The organism is Ahniella affigens, assembly GCF_003015185.1.
GTDB lineage: Bacteria > Pseudomonadota > Gammaproteobacteria > Xanthomonadales > Ahniellaceae > Ahniella > Ahniella affigens.
This window is the reverse complement of the sequence record NZ_CP027860.1, coordinates 1,097,889-1,116,418: the sequence shown is the minus strand read 5'-3', so window position 1 is coordinate 1,116,418 and position 18,530 is coordinate 1,097,889. Positions and strand designations below refer to the sequence as shown.

Here is an 18,530-nt window from a genome sequence, read left to right as displayed (position 1 = left end):
GCTGGTGGAATAGTCCGGTTAGGATCAACGATCTGAGGATCGTATGGGAGCATCCATGGGAATCGTGATCAGTGCAGTCAAGGAGACCGTGGCCAACGAAAAACGTGTGGCCATGACCCCTGAGATCGCCAAGAAGTTGAAAGCCCTGGGCACGCAGCCCCGGATCGAGGTTGGCGCCGGCGTGTCCGCGGCGTTTCCGGATGAGGCATACAAGGATGCCGACATCAGCAATGCCGTGCTGTCCGACAGTGATGTCGTACTCGCCGTGCAACCACTGACGGATGAGGCGATCAAGCAACTGAAGCCCGGCACCGTATTGATCTCGATTCTGCAGCCGCATGCGTCAGTCGAGCGCGTCAAGTTGCTCCGCGACGGCAAGATCACCAGCTTTGCGATGGAGCTGCTACCGCGCACCACCCGCGCCCAGGCCATGGACGTGTTGTCGTCGCAGGCGGGCATGGCTGGCTACAAGGCGGTATTGATCGCGGCCCAGGCGTCTCCGAAATTCTTTCCGATGCTCACCACTGCGGCCGGCACCATTCGCCCGTCGAAGGTGCTGATTGTCGGCGCCGGCGTTGCCGGGTTGCAGGCCATTGCCACCGCGCGTCGACTTGGCGCCCAGGTGGAAGGCTTTGACGTGCGGCCGGAAGTGAAGGAGCAGATCGAATCGCTGGGTGCGAAGTTCCTGGATCTCGGGGTCTCTGCGGCTGGCGCCGGTGGTTATGCGCGTGCACTGACGCCGGAGGAACAAGCTGAGCAACAGAAGCGCCTGGGCGATCACGTCCGCAATATCGACGTGATCGTGACCACGGCCGCTGTGCCCGGCCGCCGCGCGCCACGGATCATCACCAAGGCCATGGTCGAGGGCATGAAAGCGGGTGCGGTGCTGGTTGACCTGGCCGCCGAAACCGGCGGCAACTGCGAACTGACCGAGCCCGGCCAAACCGTCGTCACCAGCAACGGTGTGCAAGTGATCGGCCCAGTGAACATGCCCAGCATGGGCGCTGTGCACTCCAGCGAAATGTATGCGCGCAATCTGTTCAATTTCACAAGCCTGATGATCAAGGACGGCCAGTTGAACCTGGATTGGACCGACGATCTGATCGCCAACACGTGCCTGACGTTCGACGGCGAAATCAAACACGAAGCGACGCGCAAAGCGATCGAGAACGCTTAAGGAGCCCGACAATGGATGGTTTTGTTGCCCTGTACATTTTCATGCTCGCGGCGTTTACTGGCCACGAGATCATTTCGCGAGTACCAGTGATCCTGCATACGCCGCTCATGTCCGGCTCGAACTTCGTGCATGGCATTGTGCTGGTGGGTGCGATGGTGGTGCTGGCGGAGGCTGACACCAATCTGCTGCGCGTCATCGGTTTCATCGCGGTGGCTTTGGGTGCAGGCAATGCGGCGGGTGGCTACGTGGTCACCGAGCGCATGCTGCAGATGTTCAAGTCGAGCAAGAACTAAGGAGCCGGCATGAACACGCAAGAAATTCTGCAACTCGTCGCCAAGGCCAGCTACTTTCTGGCTGCGGTGTTGTTCATCCTGGGCATCAAGCGCATGGCCTCACCGGTCACTGCGCGCAAAGGCATTGTCCAGGCCGGCTTCGGCATGGTGCTCGCCACCCTCGCCACGTTCGCGGTCACCGGCAACCACAATCTGCTGCTGATTCTGGCGGCGATTGCGGTGGGTGTCATCCCGAACTGGCTCTGGGGCAAAAAGGTCGCGATTACCGACATGCCGCAGATGGTGGCGCTGTTCAACGGCATGGGCGGCGGCTCAGCCGCGGCGATTGGCGCCATGGAGCTCTTGAAGTTCCAAGCGGCTGGCAAGGCGCCCGACAAGGTCACACTCGCGTTGGCCGTCGTGGGTGCGCTGATTGGCTCGATCTCGCTGACTGGCTCGTTCATTGCGTGGGCGAAGCTCGATGGCCGCATGGACAAGACGTTCCGCTTTGGTGGTCAGCAAGCCGTCAACCTGCTGGTGTTCCTCGCGTCAGTCGGTCTTGGTGCTTACACCTTCGTGGCGCTGGATCAGAACCTGATCGTCGCGTTCTTCGTGACCGCGCTCGCTTTCGGGGTACTGATGACCTTGCCGATCGGTGGCGCGGACATGCCAGTGGTCATCTCGCTGTTCAACGCGCTGACCGGTCTGGCCGTGGGCTTTGAAGGCTATGTGCTGCAGAACGAAGCCCTGATCATCGCCGGCATGGTGGTGGGTGCGGCCGGCATGCTGCTGACCCAGCTGATGGCGAAGGCCATGAACCGGCCGATCAGCAACGTGCTGTTCTCGAACTTTGGCGGTGGCGAAGGCGGCGCCGAGATCACTGGCTCGCAGAAACCGATCGAAGCGGCCGATGCCGCGTCGCTGCTGTACATGGCCGACCGCGTGATTGTCGTGCCGGGATACGGCATGGCGGTCGCCCAGGCGCAGCACAAGATCTGGGAACTCTGCAAACAGCTGATCGCGCGCGAGAAGGACGTGAAGTTTGCCATCCATCCGGTAGCCGGCCGCATGCCGGGTCACATGAACGTGCTGCTGGCCGAAGCCGGTGTGCCTTACGACTTGATTGTCGACATGGAAGAAATTAATCCCGAGTTCCCGACCTGCGACGTGGCCATTGTGATCGGTGCGAATGACGTGGTGAACCCGGTTGCCAAGACCGACAAGACGTCGCCTTTGTACGGCATGCCGATCCTCGATGTGGCCCTGGCCAAACAGACGATCGTCATCAAACGCGGCAAGGGCAAGGGCTTCGCCGGTATCGAGAACGCGTTGTTCTACCAGGACAACACCCGCATGCTGTATGCCGATGGCCAGGAAGCAGCGAGCAAGCTGATTACCGAGTTGAAGGGGATTGACTCGGGTGGTGGGCACTGAGCTTTCGGTTGCCTTAAGGCCATGTGAAAAATGCCAGCGTTTGCTGGCATTTTTTTGGTCGCATCGATGGTTGGGATGTTTCAACGATTGCTTGTGGGCCATCGAGCCCTTATCAATTCTGCGGCCAGGTCGATTCGCGGCTGAAGTCGCCCTTACCGAATCGCTCTTTGTGGGAGTGCCAGTCAAACCGAAGGTGCGCTGATTCGCGTATCAAACTGGCAGCGACGATGCGCGATTCTTACAACGGCGCAGTGTGGCAAGTAGCCCTCTCCCCAGCCCTCTCCCACTCGCGTGGGAGAGGGAGCCGACTGCCCTCCCCGCGATCGCGGGGGGGCTGGGGAGGGGGTTACTTGCGATCACAATTGGCACCAACCACAACGACCTTTTCTACGCACGTCAACCGTTTATTACTTGTTTGATGAGAGTGCCAGTCGAACCGAAGGTGCGCTGATTCGTGCATCAAACTGTCAGTGACGATGAGCGATTTTCACGACAGCACATTGTGGCAAGTAGCCCTCTCCCCAGCCCTCTCCCACTCGCGTGGGAGAGGGAGCGCTCCCTCTCCCGCAAGCGCGGGGGAGGGCTGGGGAGGGGGTTACTTGCGATCACAATTGGCACCGCCCGCAACGACCTTTGCTATGCACGTCAACGGGTTATTGCATGTTTGATGAGAAGGCCTTCGGGCCGTTATCTCTCTTGTAGCAAGACTGGTTCGCGACTGAAGCCGCATCCTCCGACCTACCCGCATCACAGCAAATAGGCCGTTCAGCGACTACCATCGGCTGACCGCCCTGCAGGCGGGTCCTTTCGCATCACGCTACACTGTTTCAGAACAGACGAGCTTTTGAACTTGAACCCCATCACGCATTACTTGGTCGGTTGGGTCGCGCTTGAGCGGCGAGTCGAATCAGCGCGCGACAAGGCGCTTGTGTGCCTGGCCGGACTGGCACCCGATCTCGACGGATTGGGCATTTTGGTCGACGCTTACACGCGCTTCAGCGACTTACCCGAGACCAGTTACTACCAGGACTATCATCGTATGCTTGGGCACGGGCTGCCGGCTGCGGTGGCCTTCGCAATCGCGGCGGCAGCAATGGCCCGGAGCCGCATGCGTGTCGCAGTGTTCGCGTTTGTCGCTGTCCACCTTCATTTCCTCTGCGACTTGCTGGGCTCTCGGGGCTCAACACCGGAAGACCTCTGGCCGATCCACTATCTGGAGCCTGTCTCTGGTGCACTTGTGGTGACTTGGCCTTGGCAATGGCCACTAGTCAGTTGGCAAAACATGCTGATCAGCATCGCTCTGCTGGCAGTAACGTTCAAGCGTGCCACAGAGCAGGGCTATTCACCTTTGCACGGCATTCATACCACTGCGGACCTGACCCTGGTAGCCGTACTGCGCAAATGGCGCAGTCAGTTGAACGCACGCTTTCGAACTTCACGCTGACCCAATTGCGCCGATCAGCAGGCCAGCCACGAACATCGCGCACTGTGGCTCAGAAGGAACTTGCCGAACTGAAACCTGAAGCCATAGCGCCCTACCGCCCTGCCCCCGCCGCCAACGCCGTTCGCCCTTGTTGTATCGCCCGCTTGATGTTCTCGCGCGCCGGTTTCTCCCACAGCGCTGCACCGGGCTCACTCAAATAAATCCGCGGGGATTCCAACAGTCGTTTCAAGAACCGGCGGCGATTGAACCGGAACAGCCACCCTGGCAACGAATCGCGGTACTCCTCGGCAATCGCGCGATCGTAGGCCTGGAATCGCTCGGGGCTCGCCCCCAGAATGGCCATGTCGCAATCCAGAAACAGGCGTGCATCGTCGTCCAGATCCTGGGCTCGCAGCCGGCCGTGTTTTGCCGTCATCTCAATCAAACTGCAAACGCGATCAGTATCGACACTGCCGGCAGGTAGATGCGATTCGAACTCATGGCGCGCCAAAGCGGCACTCAAGGCCTCGTTGTCTCGTCGGCCCGGCTCATAGACGGCATCGTGGTACAGCATGGCCAGCCACGTGTCCGCCCGCTGCTGCCACAGGCGCTGCGCATCAAATTTCAGCCAGTGACCGAGCAGCTCTTCGATATGCGCGAAGCCGTGGTAAGCCCGCGGCGGCGACTCATAGGCGGCCCGCACAGTCAGCACCATGGCGTTTGGGATCGCCAGGGGGGCCTTTTGCATCAACGGGCTGGAGGAAGGCATGGCCCACTATGCCACGAATTCAGGGGGCATGCAGGCGGCCATATTGAATCCGCGCACAACCGCCCCATGTTCCGGCTATCAGGGTCGTCCGGCCCACCAATTCTCGGGGTACCCCAATGCGTATGGACAAACTGACCTCGCACTTCCAGCAGGCGTTGCAGGAGGCGCAATCGTTGGCCGTTGGCCGCGACCACAACATGCTGGAACCACTGCACCTTCTGACCACTTTGATTGAGCAGCAGGGCGGCAGCATCCGCCCGTTGCTGACTAAACTGTCGGTCAATGTACCCGGTGTCCGCGCCAAACTGGGGCAGATGCTGGATGCCTTGCCCAAGATCAAGGGCCAGGAAGGCAATCTCAATGTCTCGAACGACCTGAATCGGCTGCTCAACATCACTGACAAACTCGCACAACAACGCAATGATCAATTCATTGCGAGCGAGCTGTTTCTTCTGGCGCTGGTTCAAGATCGCCACGAACTCGGCGACTTGCTCAGAAAGCATGGCGTCAAGCCGGAGGCATTGTCGGAGGCCATTGACGAAGTGCGTGGCGGCCAGAGCGTGCAGGACCAAAGCGCGGAGGAGCATCGCCAGGCCCTGTCCAAATACACCATCGACTACACCGAGCGCGCGGAGCAAGGCAAGCTCGATCCGGTGATTGGTCGCGACGAAGAAATCCGCCGAGTCGTGCAAGTGCTGCAGCGGCGCACCAAGAACAATCCGGTACTGATCGGCGAACCCGGCGTCGGCAAGACAGCAATCGTCGAAGGCCTAGCCCAACGCATCATCAAGGGCGAAGTGCCTGAAGGTTTGCGGGATAAGCGCCTGCTCTCCCTGGATATGGGCGCACTGATCGCCGGAGCAAAATATCGAGGTGAGTTCGAAGAGCGGCTCAAGGCCGTGCTCAACGACCTCGCCAAGCAGGAAGGCCGTGTCGTGCTGTTCATCGACGAACTGCACACGATGGTCGGTGCGGGCAAGGCTGAGGGTGCGATGGACGCGGGCAACATGTTGAAGCCCGCGCTTGCACGCGGTGAATTGCATTGCGTTGGCGCCACCACGCTCGATGAATACCGCAAGTACATCGAGAAGGATGCCGCGCTCGAACGCCGCTTCCAGAAAGTGTTTGTCGGCGAACCGAGCGTGGAGGACACGATTGCGATTCTGCGTGGCTTGAAAGAACGCTACGCAGTGCATCACGGCGTCGAGATCACCGACCCGGCCATCGTCGCAGCAGCGACTTTGTCGAATCGCTATATCGCCGATCGCCAACTGCCCGACAAAGCCATCGACTTGATGGACGAGGCGGCCTCGCGCATTCGCATGGAAATCGACTCGAAGCCGGAAGAGCTTGATCGTCTGGAGCGGCGTCTGATTCAACTCAAAATTCAGCGCGAAGCCTTGAAGAAGGAAAAAGACAACGAATCGAAGCAGCGTCTTGCCGATCTCGAAACAGACATCAGCAAACTGGAACGTGAGTTCTCGGATCTGGAGGAAATCTGGAAGTCCGAGAAGGCCGCCGTGCAAGGCACGACGAAGATCAAGGAAGAGATCGAGCGGGCCAAAACCGAAATGGATCATGCGCTCCGCAATCAGGATTTCGCAAAGCTCAGCGAAATCCAGTACGGCCGTCTGCCGCAATTGGAGAAGCAACTCGAAGCCGCGCATGCGACCGAGACGCAGGGCTTCAAGCTGTTGCAGCAGAAGGTCACCGCGGACGAGATCGCTGAAGTCGTGTCGCGTTGGACGGGCATTCCGGTCAGCAAGATGCTCGAAGGCGAGCGCGACAAGCTGCTCCGCATGGAAGACGAGTTGCACAAGCGCGTCGTCGGTCAGGACGAGGCCGTGCGCGCCGTGGCCGATGCGATCCGCCGCTCGCGCGCGGGCTTGTCGGATCCAAATCGTCCGAACGGCTCGTTCCTGTTCCTCGGCCCAACCGGCGTTGGCAAGACTGAACTCTGCAAAGCACTCGCGGACTTCATGTTCGATTCGACCGATGCGATGGTGCGAATCGACATGAGCGAGTTCATGGAGAAGCACTCGGTCAGCCGCCTGATCGGCGCGCCTCCAGGCTATGTGGGCTATGACGAAGGTGGGTACCTGACCGAGGCGGTGCGCCGACGTCCGTACAGCGTGATTCTGCTCGATGAAGTCGAGAAGGCGCATCCGGATGTGTTCAATGTCCTACTTCAGGTGCTCGATGACGGCCGCCTGACCGATGGCCAGGGCCGCACCGTCGACTTCCGCAATACGGTCGTGGTGATGACATCGAACCTTGGCTCGCAAATGATCCAAGAGTACGCGGCGCGCAACGACTACCAGGGCATGCGCACGGCGGTGATGGAAGTGGTGCAATCGCACTTTCGTCCGGAGTTCATCAATCGCCTGGATGAACTGGTCGTGTTTCATCCGCTCGGTCGCGAACACATCCGCAACATCGCGCGTATCCAGACCCAGCATCTTGCCAAACGACTTGCGGACCGGCAGATCAAGATCTCGATCAGCGATTCAGCACTGGATTTGCTGGGCAACGTCGGCTTTGATCCGGTCTATGGCGCCCGCCCGCTGAAGCGTGCCATCCAGACGCAGTTGGAAAATCCACTGGCGAGCCGGATTCTCGCTGGTGAGTACAGCGCGCAGGACACGATCATCGTGGATGTGTTCAATGGCCAGATGCAGTTCCGCAAACAGTGAGCACGACGACAGATAGCACGCAGCAAATGCGCGCCAGAACGATCTGGCGCGCTTGCCGCAACCTGATCGTGTCGCTGGGCCTCGTCACTGGCATCGCAGTCAACCATGCGTCCGCACAAGTGGCCCAAGTCGCCGTCCCCACAATAGCCGCAGAGCCGATCGAGGTCCTGCTCGCCGGCAATAGCATCGTGTACTTCAATAACCTGCCCGCACACTTGGAGGCATTCGCCAAGGCCGCGGGCGGGCCGACATTTAGAGTCACAATGCTGGCCGGTCCGGGTCACCGGATCACGCAGCACGCAGCCGCTGGTGTCGTGGCGGAAACGCTGCGGCAGCAACACTTCGACTGGCTGGTGCTTCAGGATTTTGGCTCCGGCTGGCTTTGCGGGCCGCAACAGAAGCAACTGGATTTTCAGTGCTCCGAGAGTCTGAAAGCGCATCAACAGCTCGCCGAAGCCGCCCAACAAGCTGGTACACACGTGCTGATTCTCGGCACCTATTCGATGGATGCGGAGAGCGCCGTGGCGCTCGCGCGGAACGAACAAAGCCTCGCACAGACGATCGGCGCTGCGCGCGTCAGCCTGGCGAGTTTCCCGCTATGTCGCAGCAGCTTTCCTGATTATCGTTGGCTTGCGCCGGATGGCGGCCACCCGGGACCGGACCTGACGGCCATGATGGCGATGAAGCTGCTCGATGCGATGTCCCTTCCGCCAACCGTCCAAACGCCCGTGCAGGTCTCGGCGCATGGGTTCGACTTGAAGCGCTCGCCGCGCGCGACAGTTCCCTACCATACGACGAACGCCCTACCGCTGACGCCGATTGATCAGTGGGTCTATGCGCCCGAACGGCTGCGTACGCTGGCCCAATGCAATGCCGAGACTGCTGCAGCGATTGCAGCCCATTGCGGGAATCAGCTTGAGTGTGTTGGTCGAGACCCAGTGTGGCGTGTCAAATGGGTCGGCAGACTGGGCAGTCACTGAGATCAAGCGCCCCCTACAAACGTCATCGCCGACGGCGGTATCCAGCAATGTCCGGTTTCCGGCAGGTTCTCGTTTTCCATGGCAAGCCCGCTTCCCAAGGAACCTGCCATGTTTGCCCGACCCTGCACCACCGCACGCACATTGACATTTGCTGGCCTGATCGCAGCCGGATCAGTCTTATCGACTTCCAGCCACGCTGCCTTGTTTTGCGCGACGACCGGCGACCAATTGGCATCTGCACTCGCCACCGCCGACAGCAATGGTGCGGATGACGAAATCCGCGTCAGTATCGGCACCAAGACCCGCTCGTCGCTAAGCGATGGCCTGACGCGCTGGTCGTATGTCGAAGCCGGCACAGACGTAACCAAGGCGCTCATCCTGACGGGTGGTTGGGATAGCAGCTGCACTTTGCGGTTTCCATCACCCCCGACCTTTCTGGATGCCCAACTTGGCGGTCCGGCTTTGGATATTCGGCTAGGCACGAACTCACAAGCGAGCGTGCAAGTGTCGGGATTCGACATTCTGCGTGGCTACACGGCTGACTCGTTCGCGTTCAGTGGCTTTCGCTTGCAGAGCACGGGCATCAACAGCCCGCTGATCGTGATTGACCGCGTACGCGTTCGCAATAGCGGCAGTGATGGCGACAATACCGCGATCGTGGCATTGGAGCTGCGCACCGGCGGTTTGACTTTCCGGAACAGCCAGGTCAGCCAAAACCGCAGCTACAGTGCCGCCGCGGTGGTGCTGTCGACCACCGGGAATGGCCAGATCAACTTCGTCAACAACAGCGTCATCGACAACACCGACAGTGTGCCAACTTCGGCCGGCCCTGTGGGCGGCGTCAGTGCGTTCGGCAGTGGCACCCTGACCCTCTACAACAACCTGCTTTACGACAACACCTCGGTGCGCAGTGTCGATCTGTCCATCGAGAACGGCGTCGGTCTTCTGTCAAACAACCACATCGGCATTCTGAGTGGTACCCCCGATGCGAACAGCGGGCGCACCAGTGGCGATCCGAAGATCACCTTCAACAACAGTTGGTATCCCATGCTCGCCGCCGATTCGCTACTGCGTGATTCTGGTTCCACGTTTGTGCCTGGCGGCGCGGGCAGCGAAGACATCCGTGGGCAGCAGCGCATTCAGGGCGCAAAAATTGATCGCGGCGCCATTGAGTTTGAATCAATGTTTGCGAGCGGGTTCGAGTGAGGCTTGGCACTTTAGGGAGCCTCTGAACAAGTTCAGAGGCGATGCTGGCCATGGATGGCCCGCCCAGAATCAAACACGCAAGTGGTTGATTCTGGAGCACTGAGTCCGGACATGTGCCGGACTCAGTGCGGGTCTGAAAGTCCAGGATGGACTTCTTCAGACCAGCAAATACTGGCCATGGATGGCCCGCCCAGAATCAAGCACGCAAGTGCTTGATTCTGGAGCACTGAGTCCGGACATGTGCCGGACTCAGTGCGGGTCTGAAAGTCCAGGAAGGACTTTTTCAGACCAGCAAATACTGGCCATGGATGGCCCGCCCAGAATCTAACACGCAAGTGGTTGATTCTGGAGCACTGAGTCCGGACATGTGCCGGACTCAGTGCGGGTCTGAAAGTCCAGGATGGACTTATTCAGACCCTCCTTAGAGGTCCCTAGAGCGCGATAGACGAAGTGCATTGCGCCGAACAGGTTGCCGCAGGAGATCAACGCACGTGCGGGTAAACGGCTCTCCAGTGATTTCGACCATGTTCGCGAAACCGTTACACCGCGGCCGGCCTCTTAGTGGCCTTCATTGGCAACGGCTGGATCAATATCGCCAACCACTCGGTCATCAACAATACCGACAGTGTTACAGGTTCGACGAGCCCGGTCGGCGGTGCGAGTGCATTTGGCAGCGGCACCATCCACTGTTACAACAACTTGCTGTACGACAATACTTTCGGTGCGCAGTGTCGACTTGAGCATCCAGGACGGGGTCGGTGTGCTGTCCAACCATCACATCGACATCCTCAGTGGTCAGCCTGTCAGCAATCTTGCCCGCACGAGTGTCGCCCCATTGGTCGTATGCAATCAGGACGGGTATCCGCCGAACTCGCCGCGGCGCACCAGTGGCTCATCGTTTGTACCGGGTGGCGCAGGCAATCTGACATCAAGGGCCGCGACCGCACCCAGGGAATCAAGAACGATCGCGGCGCACTGGAATTTGATTTGGTGTTCTCCAACCATTTCGAATCGGCACTGGCGGGTTCGGCCTGTCTGCTCCGTATCTAGGAGCAGACACCACTCCGAGGTAATCCGCCATGGCTTCGCACCGCACTGCTCGCTTGATGACTCGCTCGCTCCTCACATTGGCCGCGAGTGCATGGTTCGCTGCAGCTCAGGCTGCATCGTTCTGCGCCGCCACCGGGGATCAATTGGCGTCGGCGTTGAACACCGCGGACAGTAACAATGCCAACGATGAAATTCGCGTTACCAGTGGCGTCAAGACACGAACCGGCATTGCAGATGGCTTTACGCGCTGGGTCTACATCGAAGGCGCGAGCGAAGGTGACAACGACCTTGTGCTGAGCGGCGGCTGGAACGCAGCTTGCACCATCCAGAATCTGCAAGTGCCGACTATTCTCGACGCCGAACTCAGCGGGCCAGCGCTTGATGTGCAGCTCAATTCCGTATCGTTCGCCGTCATCGACCTCTCAGGCTTTGACATCGTCCGCGGGTACACCAACATCTCATTCGACTTCAGTGGCCTTCGCGTGTCGACCGAGAGCACCAATGGACCTGCCATCACACTTGACCGTATCCGAGTACGAAATAGCGGCAGCGATGGCAATTCATCTGGCATCGTCCGCCTGGGCAGCAATAGCGGTTCTCTGCAAGTCCGAAACATGCAAGTGGACCACAACCGGTCGTATAGCGGTGCTAGCGTGATTCTGGCTGCGGGCGGTACGAGCAACATCCGCTTTGTCAATTCGACTGTAGCCACTAACACCGACAGCGTGGCGACGTCAGCTGGACCCGTCGGAGGGGTCAGCGCGTTCGGCTCTGGGACCATCGATCTCTACAACAATGTCCTCTATGGCAACACGTCCGCAAACAGCGTCGATCTGAGCCTCGCCTCCGGCGTGGGCATCCTCGCCAACAATCATATTGGCGTCCTGCGCGGGACGCCTGCCAATGTGGGTGGCACGACAACCGGTGACCCGTTGCTTAGCTACAACGCATCGGGTTGGGCTGTGCCAGCTGGCGGTTCGCAGCTTCGTGATTCTGGCTCCACTTTTGTACCGGGCGGCGCGGGCGCCATCGATGCGCGCGGCCTGCCAAGGGTTCAGGGCGTCAAGATTGATCGCGGTGCCGTGGAGTTTGATTCGATGTTCGCAAGTGGGTTTGAGTAAGTTGCGGCCATCGGGCGAGGTGGTAGTGCCTGATATCTGGCCCTGGTGCTACCCCAGAGATGACCATTTCGACCTCGCAGCCGTGCCGCTGGGGCATGATAGCAGCGTAACAATGGCTCGTGTCGTCCCAGTCGGCCGTAGACCGTGCATTGAGTCGATCAATCTTGATCCGCTCGGATCGACGCATTCGCCAAACGCAAAAGGGCGTGCAATGAAGCACGCCCTTTTGACGACCCACGTCAGCTGAAGCCGGATTGATTCAGATCACTGAAACCAATCATTCGAAGCTGTTGCTGAATACCGCATCCGGCAGCGCCGTACCACAGGAACACGGCGTGTCGAACAGACACGCCCATTCCGGATGATCGACAAACGGATTGCGGTTGTTCTGGAAGCTCTGCACCACATCGTTGCGCAGCACTTCGGCAGCGTCCACCGGATCCACGTCATGCCAGCCGCGCAGTACCGTCTTCAAGCCCATATAGGCGGTCGCGCCACTCGTGATCACGATCTGATTGCGGTCATCGGTCAGAATCAGGTCTGGCTCTGCTTGGCCTGGCGTATTGCTGCTTGGGCCAGCGGTGCCGCCTTCGTAGCGCACGTCCATGTACATCAAACCGCGGGCGATATCACCCTTGTAGCGACCCCAGACTTCAAAGCTGCCAGTGTTGCCATCCGGACTCTGAACCCAATTGCAGTTGCCCGAGGCGTAATTGCACGCTGCATCAGAACCTGCGCCGCCCGTGATCGGGTGCGTCAGCGTATGCCGCGACGCGCAGCCGGGCGGCGGACAATTGGCAAACGGCTTATTGCCGCGATCCGCATTCCAGTCCTTTTCTGACGCGAACAGATGATGCGCATCCGAACGCGGCGCATTCGGGAATCCGAGGTCGCCATTGGTCGCCGAGAAGCCGTAAGACTGCGGCCATGTGTGCTCGCGGTTGTAGCGCGTACCTTGCGGCACGTTGGTGCCGTTGTCGCGATCGGTGACTTTGACAAAACTCTTGTTGAAGTAGATGTCGAGCACGTTGTTTGGATTGGCCGGATCTTGATCGCCCGCTTCCAGCATGACCCAGACATCGGTCGGCGCACCGGTGTAGGGATACACGGTGTGGTCATCGATCAATGCGTGCAACGTTGTGCGCAGCGACGAACAGCTGGAGGCATCGACCGACGCGTAGTAATTGCTCGTCGACTGGCCGGTTGTAAAGCTGAACAGGAAGTTGCTGCCCATCGGCGTCGGCGTGCCATCGAGGTCCAGCACATTTGCGGCCACCACGGTGACATTGCAGGTCGTCGCCGCCGGCAGGTCGGCGTTTGGATTCAGCGTGTAAGCGGTCTGGCCCGTGTTGGTGAGCGCGAACGGCAGACTGCCGGCCCCACAACTCAACGTGAATGCGTTCGTGCCGGCCGTCACCGCTTCGCTGAATGTCACGACGATGTTGGTGGCCGTCCCGACGTTTGTCGCGCTATTGGCGGGATTCGTCGACACCACGGTCGGCGCAACATCCAGCACGGTGCGGAACTGCGATTCGTAGTTGACGCCATCGCCGAGTTTGTCGGCAATGCCATCGATGTCTTCGACCAGATTAGCGAGCAACGTGACCGCGCAGATTTCGTCATTGGCGAAATTGACGTTCGGGTTGATCGTACGGCTCGTGCCGGTTCCAGTGACGACGCTATTGTTGATATCGCGCGTGCCTGAAGTTGGGCAGACAATCGTGAACCACGAACCGGTTGTGGTCACCGCTTCACTGAAAGTCAGGTCGATATTCGCGTCGACTGCCGTCGTTGGGTTGCTGCCGAACGGCGGATTGATCGCGGTGACCTCGGGCGCCACGTCCTCGGCAATGGTGAAACCCACGCGCGGATCAGACTGCAGCGTGTTCGGCGCGCCGTCGATATCAGTGACCTGGGCGCCCGTGATGTTCAGGGTGCAAGACTCAAGCTCGGCAAAGTCCGTGGCAGGATTAAGTGTGATCGTATTCGTGCCGGAACCGGTGACGACCGTGGCTGCGGTGTAGTCGGTGGCACTTGGCGTACACGTCAGCGAAAACCATTGGCTGTTGGTTACGGGCACCGTGACGCTCTCGGAGAACGTCAGCACAATGTTGGCATTGAACGCGACGCCCGTGGCGAGATCCGCTGGATTGCTGGACGTGAGGGTCGGTGCGACATCGACGCCGGTACCAAAGCTCAGATCATCGATTGCGAGCGCATCGTCAACGCCCGCGCTGTTGCTGTCCAACCAGCGAACCATGAAAGTTGCGCCATTGGCGACATTGAGGCCCGTGATCGTGGCGTTCAGCGCGCTGCGATTCGCCGGCAGATTGCCGTCCAGAATCGACGATGCCGTGCCGGCAGTAACCGGCGACACGAGATCGAGCGCATTGAAGTCGATCCAGTTCGCCGACGGATTCGCGTCCGACAACGCGCAAGTCGATGTGCAGTACTGAAACTCGTACGTATCGGCGCCGTTAAGGTCGCCGAGGCGCCACTGTTCTACGGCGAGCTGCACCTGCAACTGCGTCAGCGCACTGCCCGTGTTGTTCTGCAACGTCGCGCCGAAACGCGACTGCACGCTGTTCGAGGCCAGCATGCCGAAGGCCCGGTCCGCCGCTGCGGCGGTGCCGTAGCTCATCGTATTGCCCGAGTTCGACGTGCCGTCGTCAATCAAATAGGTGCCGTTGGCGCCCGACCCGGACTCGAAGAATGCCCAACCCGGCGGCACGGTGGATGCCGTCGTACCTTGCGCCCCCGCCATGACATCGAAATTCTCGTTGACGGTGCCGCCACTGATGATCACCTGCGCCTGCGCAACGGCGCCCGTGCCAACCAGGGCCGCAGCCGCCAGCCATTTGCTCCACATCCCTTGCTTGCTCACTCACTACCTCTCGAACACTCGTGCGCGAGCCTCTGACCAGCGATGGCTGCGCGATGGATTGGTTTGGGTCGCGATCAATGCTGGTGTTGCAACCCTTCAGCGAACCTTGCCCTCTTTTGCAGTCGAGTCCGTCATGACGGATCCACGACCATAGGGGCTCATCGGGTGATGGCACCGCAGGCAATTCGGCCCATTGTTGCAGCCGGATGCGTCAATGCAGTGACGTCTCGTTCGTCGCCCAGCCAGATCGCAGCCACCAATTGGCCAGCGCACCCGGTTAGACGATACAGCCGGACACTCTAGCGCGAATGGCCGTTTGGTGCATGTGCACTGCAACAGAAAACCCGCCTGCGGGCATCCCATATCGGCGCTGGGAGCCCCTGAACGCGTTCATTGGCCATGCGGGACGTGACTGGCCCGCCCAGAATCCGGCGCGGCGTGCCGACGTTGCAAGCGGCCGTTCACGCCAACACTGTGAAGGGCGGCTTCAGAAACGACGAGGCCACCTCACGGTGGCCTCGTTCAGTCTCGGGATGTCCGAAAGCGGGTTAAGCCGCCTTGGCCAACTGCCGCAGCACGTAGTGCAGCAGGCCGCCGTGGCGGTAGAACTCCACTTCCTTCGGCGTCAACAACAGCACCTTGACCTTGAAGCGCTTTTCGCCGGCATCGCCCTTGGCAACCACCTCGATTTCCTTTGCGGCGCCGTCATTCAGACCGGCCAACTCGAAGGTTTCCTTGCCGGACAGGCCCAGCGTCTGTGCGTTCTCGCCGTCCATGAACTGCAGCGGCAGCACGCCCATGCCCACTAGGTTCGAGCGGTGGATGCGCTCAAAGCTTTCGGCAATCACGGCCTTGACGCCCAGCAGCATCGTGCCCTTGGCCGCCCAGTCACGCGACGAACCCGTGCCGTATTCCTTGCCGGCGAGCACGACGAGTGGCGTACCTTCCTGCTTGTAGCGCAAGGCGGCGTCGTAGATCGACAGCTTGTCGCCAGTCGGGACGTGGATCGTGTTGCCACCTTCCTCGCCACCGAGCATCAAGTTCTTGATGCGGATGTTCGCAAACGTGCCGCGCACCATCACGTCATCGTTACCGCGACGCGCGCCGTAGGAGTTGAAATCGACCTTGGTTACGCCGCGGCCTTGCAGGAACGTACCTGCGGGGCTCGTTGCTTTGATGTCGCCCGCTGGCGAGATGTGGTCGGTCGTGATCGAGTCGCCGAACACACCGAGCACCTTGGCGCCGTGAATGTCGTTGATCGCGCCCACATTCATGCTCATGCCTTCGAAGTAAGGCGGATGCTTGATGTAGGTTGACGCGTCGTCCCACAGATAGCGATCGCCTTCCGGGCTTTGCACCTGATTCCAGCGGCTGTCGCCCTTGAAGACGTCGGCGTAATTCTTCGAGAACATTTCCGGACCGATCGTGGCAAGGACCGTGTCGGAAATTTCCTTGTTGCTCGGCCAGATGTCGCGCAGATACACCGGCTGACCGTCAGAGCCGGTGCCCAGCGGGTCCTTGCTCAGATCGATATCGACCGTGCCGGCGATTGCGTAGGCGACGACCAACGGCGGCGAGGCCAAGTAGTTCATCTTCACTTCGGCATGCACGCGACCTTCGAAGTTACGGTTGCCCGAAAGCACCGACGCGACCACCAGATCACCGTCAGCAATGCCTTTGCTGACTTCCGGAGGCAGCGGGCCAGAATTGCCGATGCACGTCGTGCAACCGTAGCCCACCACGTTGAACTTCAGCGCTTCGAGCGACTCAATTACGCCAGCCTTCTTCAGATAATCCGTTACGACCAGCGAGCCCGGGCCGAGCGACGGCTTGACCCATGGCTTGACGGTCAGCCCCTTCGCCACGGCCTTCTTCGCGAGCAGACCAGCGCCAAGCATGACGGCAGGATTCGACGTGTTCGTGCACGACGTGATCGCCGCAATCACCACCGCGCCGTCCTTCAGATCGTACCGGCCATCAACATTCGCTGAGCCCGGCGTCGCGGCCTTGGTCTTGCCAGCGCGCGCGTCGGCCATCGGCTTCAGGTTGTCGCGATAATTGCCTTGCACCGCTTCGAGCAGCACGCGGTCCTGCGGACGCTTTGGACCAGCGAGCGAGGGCTTGACGGTCGCCATGTCGAGTTCGAGCACGGCGCTGTACTCGGCTTCCGGCGCGCTTGGATCACGCCACAGGCCCTGGGCCTTGGCATACGCTTCGACCAGCGCGATCTGATCTTCCGAGCGGCTCGACAGGCGCAGATAAGCCAGCGCTTCGTTGTCGATCGGGAAGATGCCGCAGGTGGCGCCATATTCCGGCGCCATGTTGGCGATCGTCGCGCGATCAGCCAGCGCCAGATTGTCGAGGCCCGAGCCAAAGAACTCAACGAACTTGCCGACCACACCGAGCTTGCGGAGCATCTGCGTGACGGTCAGCACGAGGTCAGTCGCGGTGGCGCCTTCCGGCAACTTGCCGGTGAGCTTGAAGCCGACGACTTGCGGGATCAGCATGGAGGATGGCTGACCGAGCATCGCAGCTTCGGCTTCGATACCACCCACGCCCCAACCGAGCACGCCGATGCCGTTGATCATGGTCGTGTGCGAATCGGTGCCGTACACGGTATCCGGGAACGCGATCTGCACGCCGTCCTTCTCGCCCGTCATCACGACGCGGGCCAAGTGCTCCAGGTTGACCTGATGCACGATGCCAGTGCGCGGCGGCACGACTTTGAAGTTGCGGAACGCTTTCTGGCCCCAACGCAGGAAGGAATAGCGCTCGCCGTTGCGGCCGAATTCGATATCGACGTTTTCGTCGACCGCCGTCGCCGTACCAAACTTGTCGACCTGCACGGAGTGGTCGATGACCAGCTCAGACGGAATCAGCGGGTTGATCTGCTCGGCCTTGCCACCGAGTTTGACAACGGCATCGCGCATCGCCGCCAGATCGACGACGCACGGCACGCCCGTGAAGTCCTGCAGCACGACGCGCGCCGGCATGAAGCTGATTTCGGTGTCCGGCTCGGCCTTGGCGTCCCATTTGGCAACGGCCTCGACTTCCTTGGCGGTCACATTGAGACCGTCCTCAAAGCGCAGCAGGTTCTCCAGCACGATCTTCAGCGAGAACGGCAGGCGCTTGATGTCGAATTTCTGGCCGAACTTGGCCAACGAGTAATACTGCAAAGACTGGCCACCGACCGAGAGGGTGTCGAGGACGGAGAACGTATCGCGCATGGCTGAATTCCTTGGCTGTGCGAAAGAGAGACGGTTCGGACCACTTAAGCGGTCACGAAACCCCGGAATTATGACGCAAACGCTTGTTTGAGGCCAAATTATTCCCGCGCTGATTCAGGGCGAATTCGGGAATTCGGCTGGTCAAGACACGCAAGTATTTGATTCGGTTGAGTCGGATTCGCAGCGGACAAATCGCCTTTGGTCTGACCGGCAGGCAGCCGCTGCGCCGTCGTCGCCGTTTCAGTAAGGCATTTGCCTGATCGGGAACACGGCAAACTCACTCCGGATCGAGTC

General features: G+C 60.1%; 11 protein-coding genes. 8 read left to right on the top strand and 3 right to left on the bottom strand.

The window, feature by feature from the left end; translation table 11 throughout:
* The first annotated feature begins 55 nt into the window (after positions 1 to 55).
* From C7S18_RS04160 to C7S18_RS04145, 4 genes are all read left to right on the top strand, one after another.
* Complete coding sequence (locus tag C7S18_RS04160) at positions 56 to 1,177, top strand: Re/Si-specific NAD(P)(+) transhydrogenase subunit alpha (protein WP_106890365.1); 1,122 nt, start codon at positions 56 to 58, stop codon at positions 1,175 to 1,177.
* Positions 1,178 to 1,188: 11 nt separating this feature from the next.
* Complete coding sequence (locus tag C7S18_RS04155) at positions 1,189 to 1,470, top strand: NAD(P) transhydrogenase subunit alpha part 2 (protein ID WP_106890364.1); 282 nt, start codon at positions 1,189 to 1,191, stop codon at positions 1,468 to 1,470.
* A gap of 9 nt (positions 1,471 to 1,479) precedes the next feature.
* Positions 1,480 to 2,883 carry an NAD(P)(+) transhydrogenase (Re/Si-specific) subunit beta gene (locus C7S18_RS04150; protein WP_106890363.1) on the top strand — a complete coding sequence of 468 codons (1,404 nt, stop codon included), beginning with the start codon at positions 1,480 to 1,482 and terminating at the stop codon, positions 2,881 to 2,883.
* Positions 2,884 to 3,733: 850 nt separating this feature from the next.
* Entirely contained in the window at positions 3,734 to 4,327 is a 594-nt protein-coding gene (locus C7S18_RS04145) for a metal-dependent hydrolase (RefSeq protein WP_170113100.1), read from the top strand.
* A gap of 91 nt (positions 4,328 to 4,418) precedes the next feature.
* Here C7S18_RS04145 and C7S18_RS04140 read toward each other — a convergent pair whose 3' ends face one another.
* Positions 4,419 to 5,054, bottom strand: coding sequence for an HD domain-containing protein (locus C7S18_RS04140; RefSeq protein ID WP_106890361.1), 636 nt, complete (start codon positions 5,052 to 5,054; stop codon positions 4,419 to 4,421).
* A gap of 137 nt (positions 5,055 to 5,191) precedes the next feature.
* Here C7S18_RS04140 and clpB point away from each other — a divergent pair, with 137 nt between their 5' ends.
* The 4 genes from clpB (at position 5,192) to C7S18_RS04115 (ending at position 12,125) form a co-directional block, all read left to right on the top strand.
* Positions 5,192 to 7,768, top strand: coding sequence for an ATP-dependent chaperone ClpB (gene clpB, locus C7S18_RS04135; RefSeq protein ID WP_106890360.1), 2,577 nt, complete (start codon positions 5,192 to 5,194; stop codon positions 7,766 to 7,768).
* 26 nt (positions 7,769 to 7,794) lie between these two features.
* Complete coding sequence (locus C7S18_RS04130; protein WP_146151747.1) at positions 7,795 to 8,748, top strand: SGNH/GDSL hydrolase family protein; 954 nt, start codon at positions 7,795 to 7,797, stop codon at positions 8,746 to 8,748.
* Positions 8,749 to 8,856: 108 nt separating this feature from the next.
* The gene (locus C7S18_RS04125) at positions 8,857 to 9,954 is read left to right on the top strand and encodes a hypothetical protein (protein WP_146151746.1); all 1,098 of its coding nucleotides are present in this window, start codon (positions 8,857 to 8,859) and stop codon (positions 9,952 to 9,954) included.
* Between the two features lie 1,106 nt (positions 9,955 to 11,060).
* Entirely contained in the window at positions 11,061 to 12,125 is a 1,065-nt protein-coding gene (locus C7S18_RS04115; protein ID WP_146151745.1) for a choice-of-anchor Q domain-containing protein, read from the top strand.
* A gap of 277 nt (positions 12,126 to 12,402) precedes the next feature.
* Here the strand turns inward: C7S18_RS04115 and C7S18_RS04110 are convergent, their stop codons facing one another.
* Complete coding sequence (locus C7S18_RS04110) at positions 12,403 to 15,009, bottom strand: Ig-like domain-containing protein (protein ID WP_146151744.1); 2,607 nt, start codon at positions 15,007 to 15,009, stop codon at positions 12,403 to 12,405.
* Positions 15,010 to 15,557: 548 nt separating this feature from the next.
* Positions 15,558 to 18,236, bottom strand: coding sequence for an aconitate hydratase AcnA (acnA, locus tag C7S18_RS04105; protein ID WP_106890354.1), 2,679 nt, complete (start codon positions 18,234 to 18,236; stop codon positions 15,558 to 15,560).
* Positions 18,237 to 18,530 lie beyond the last annotated feature (294 nt).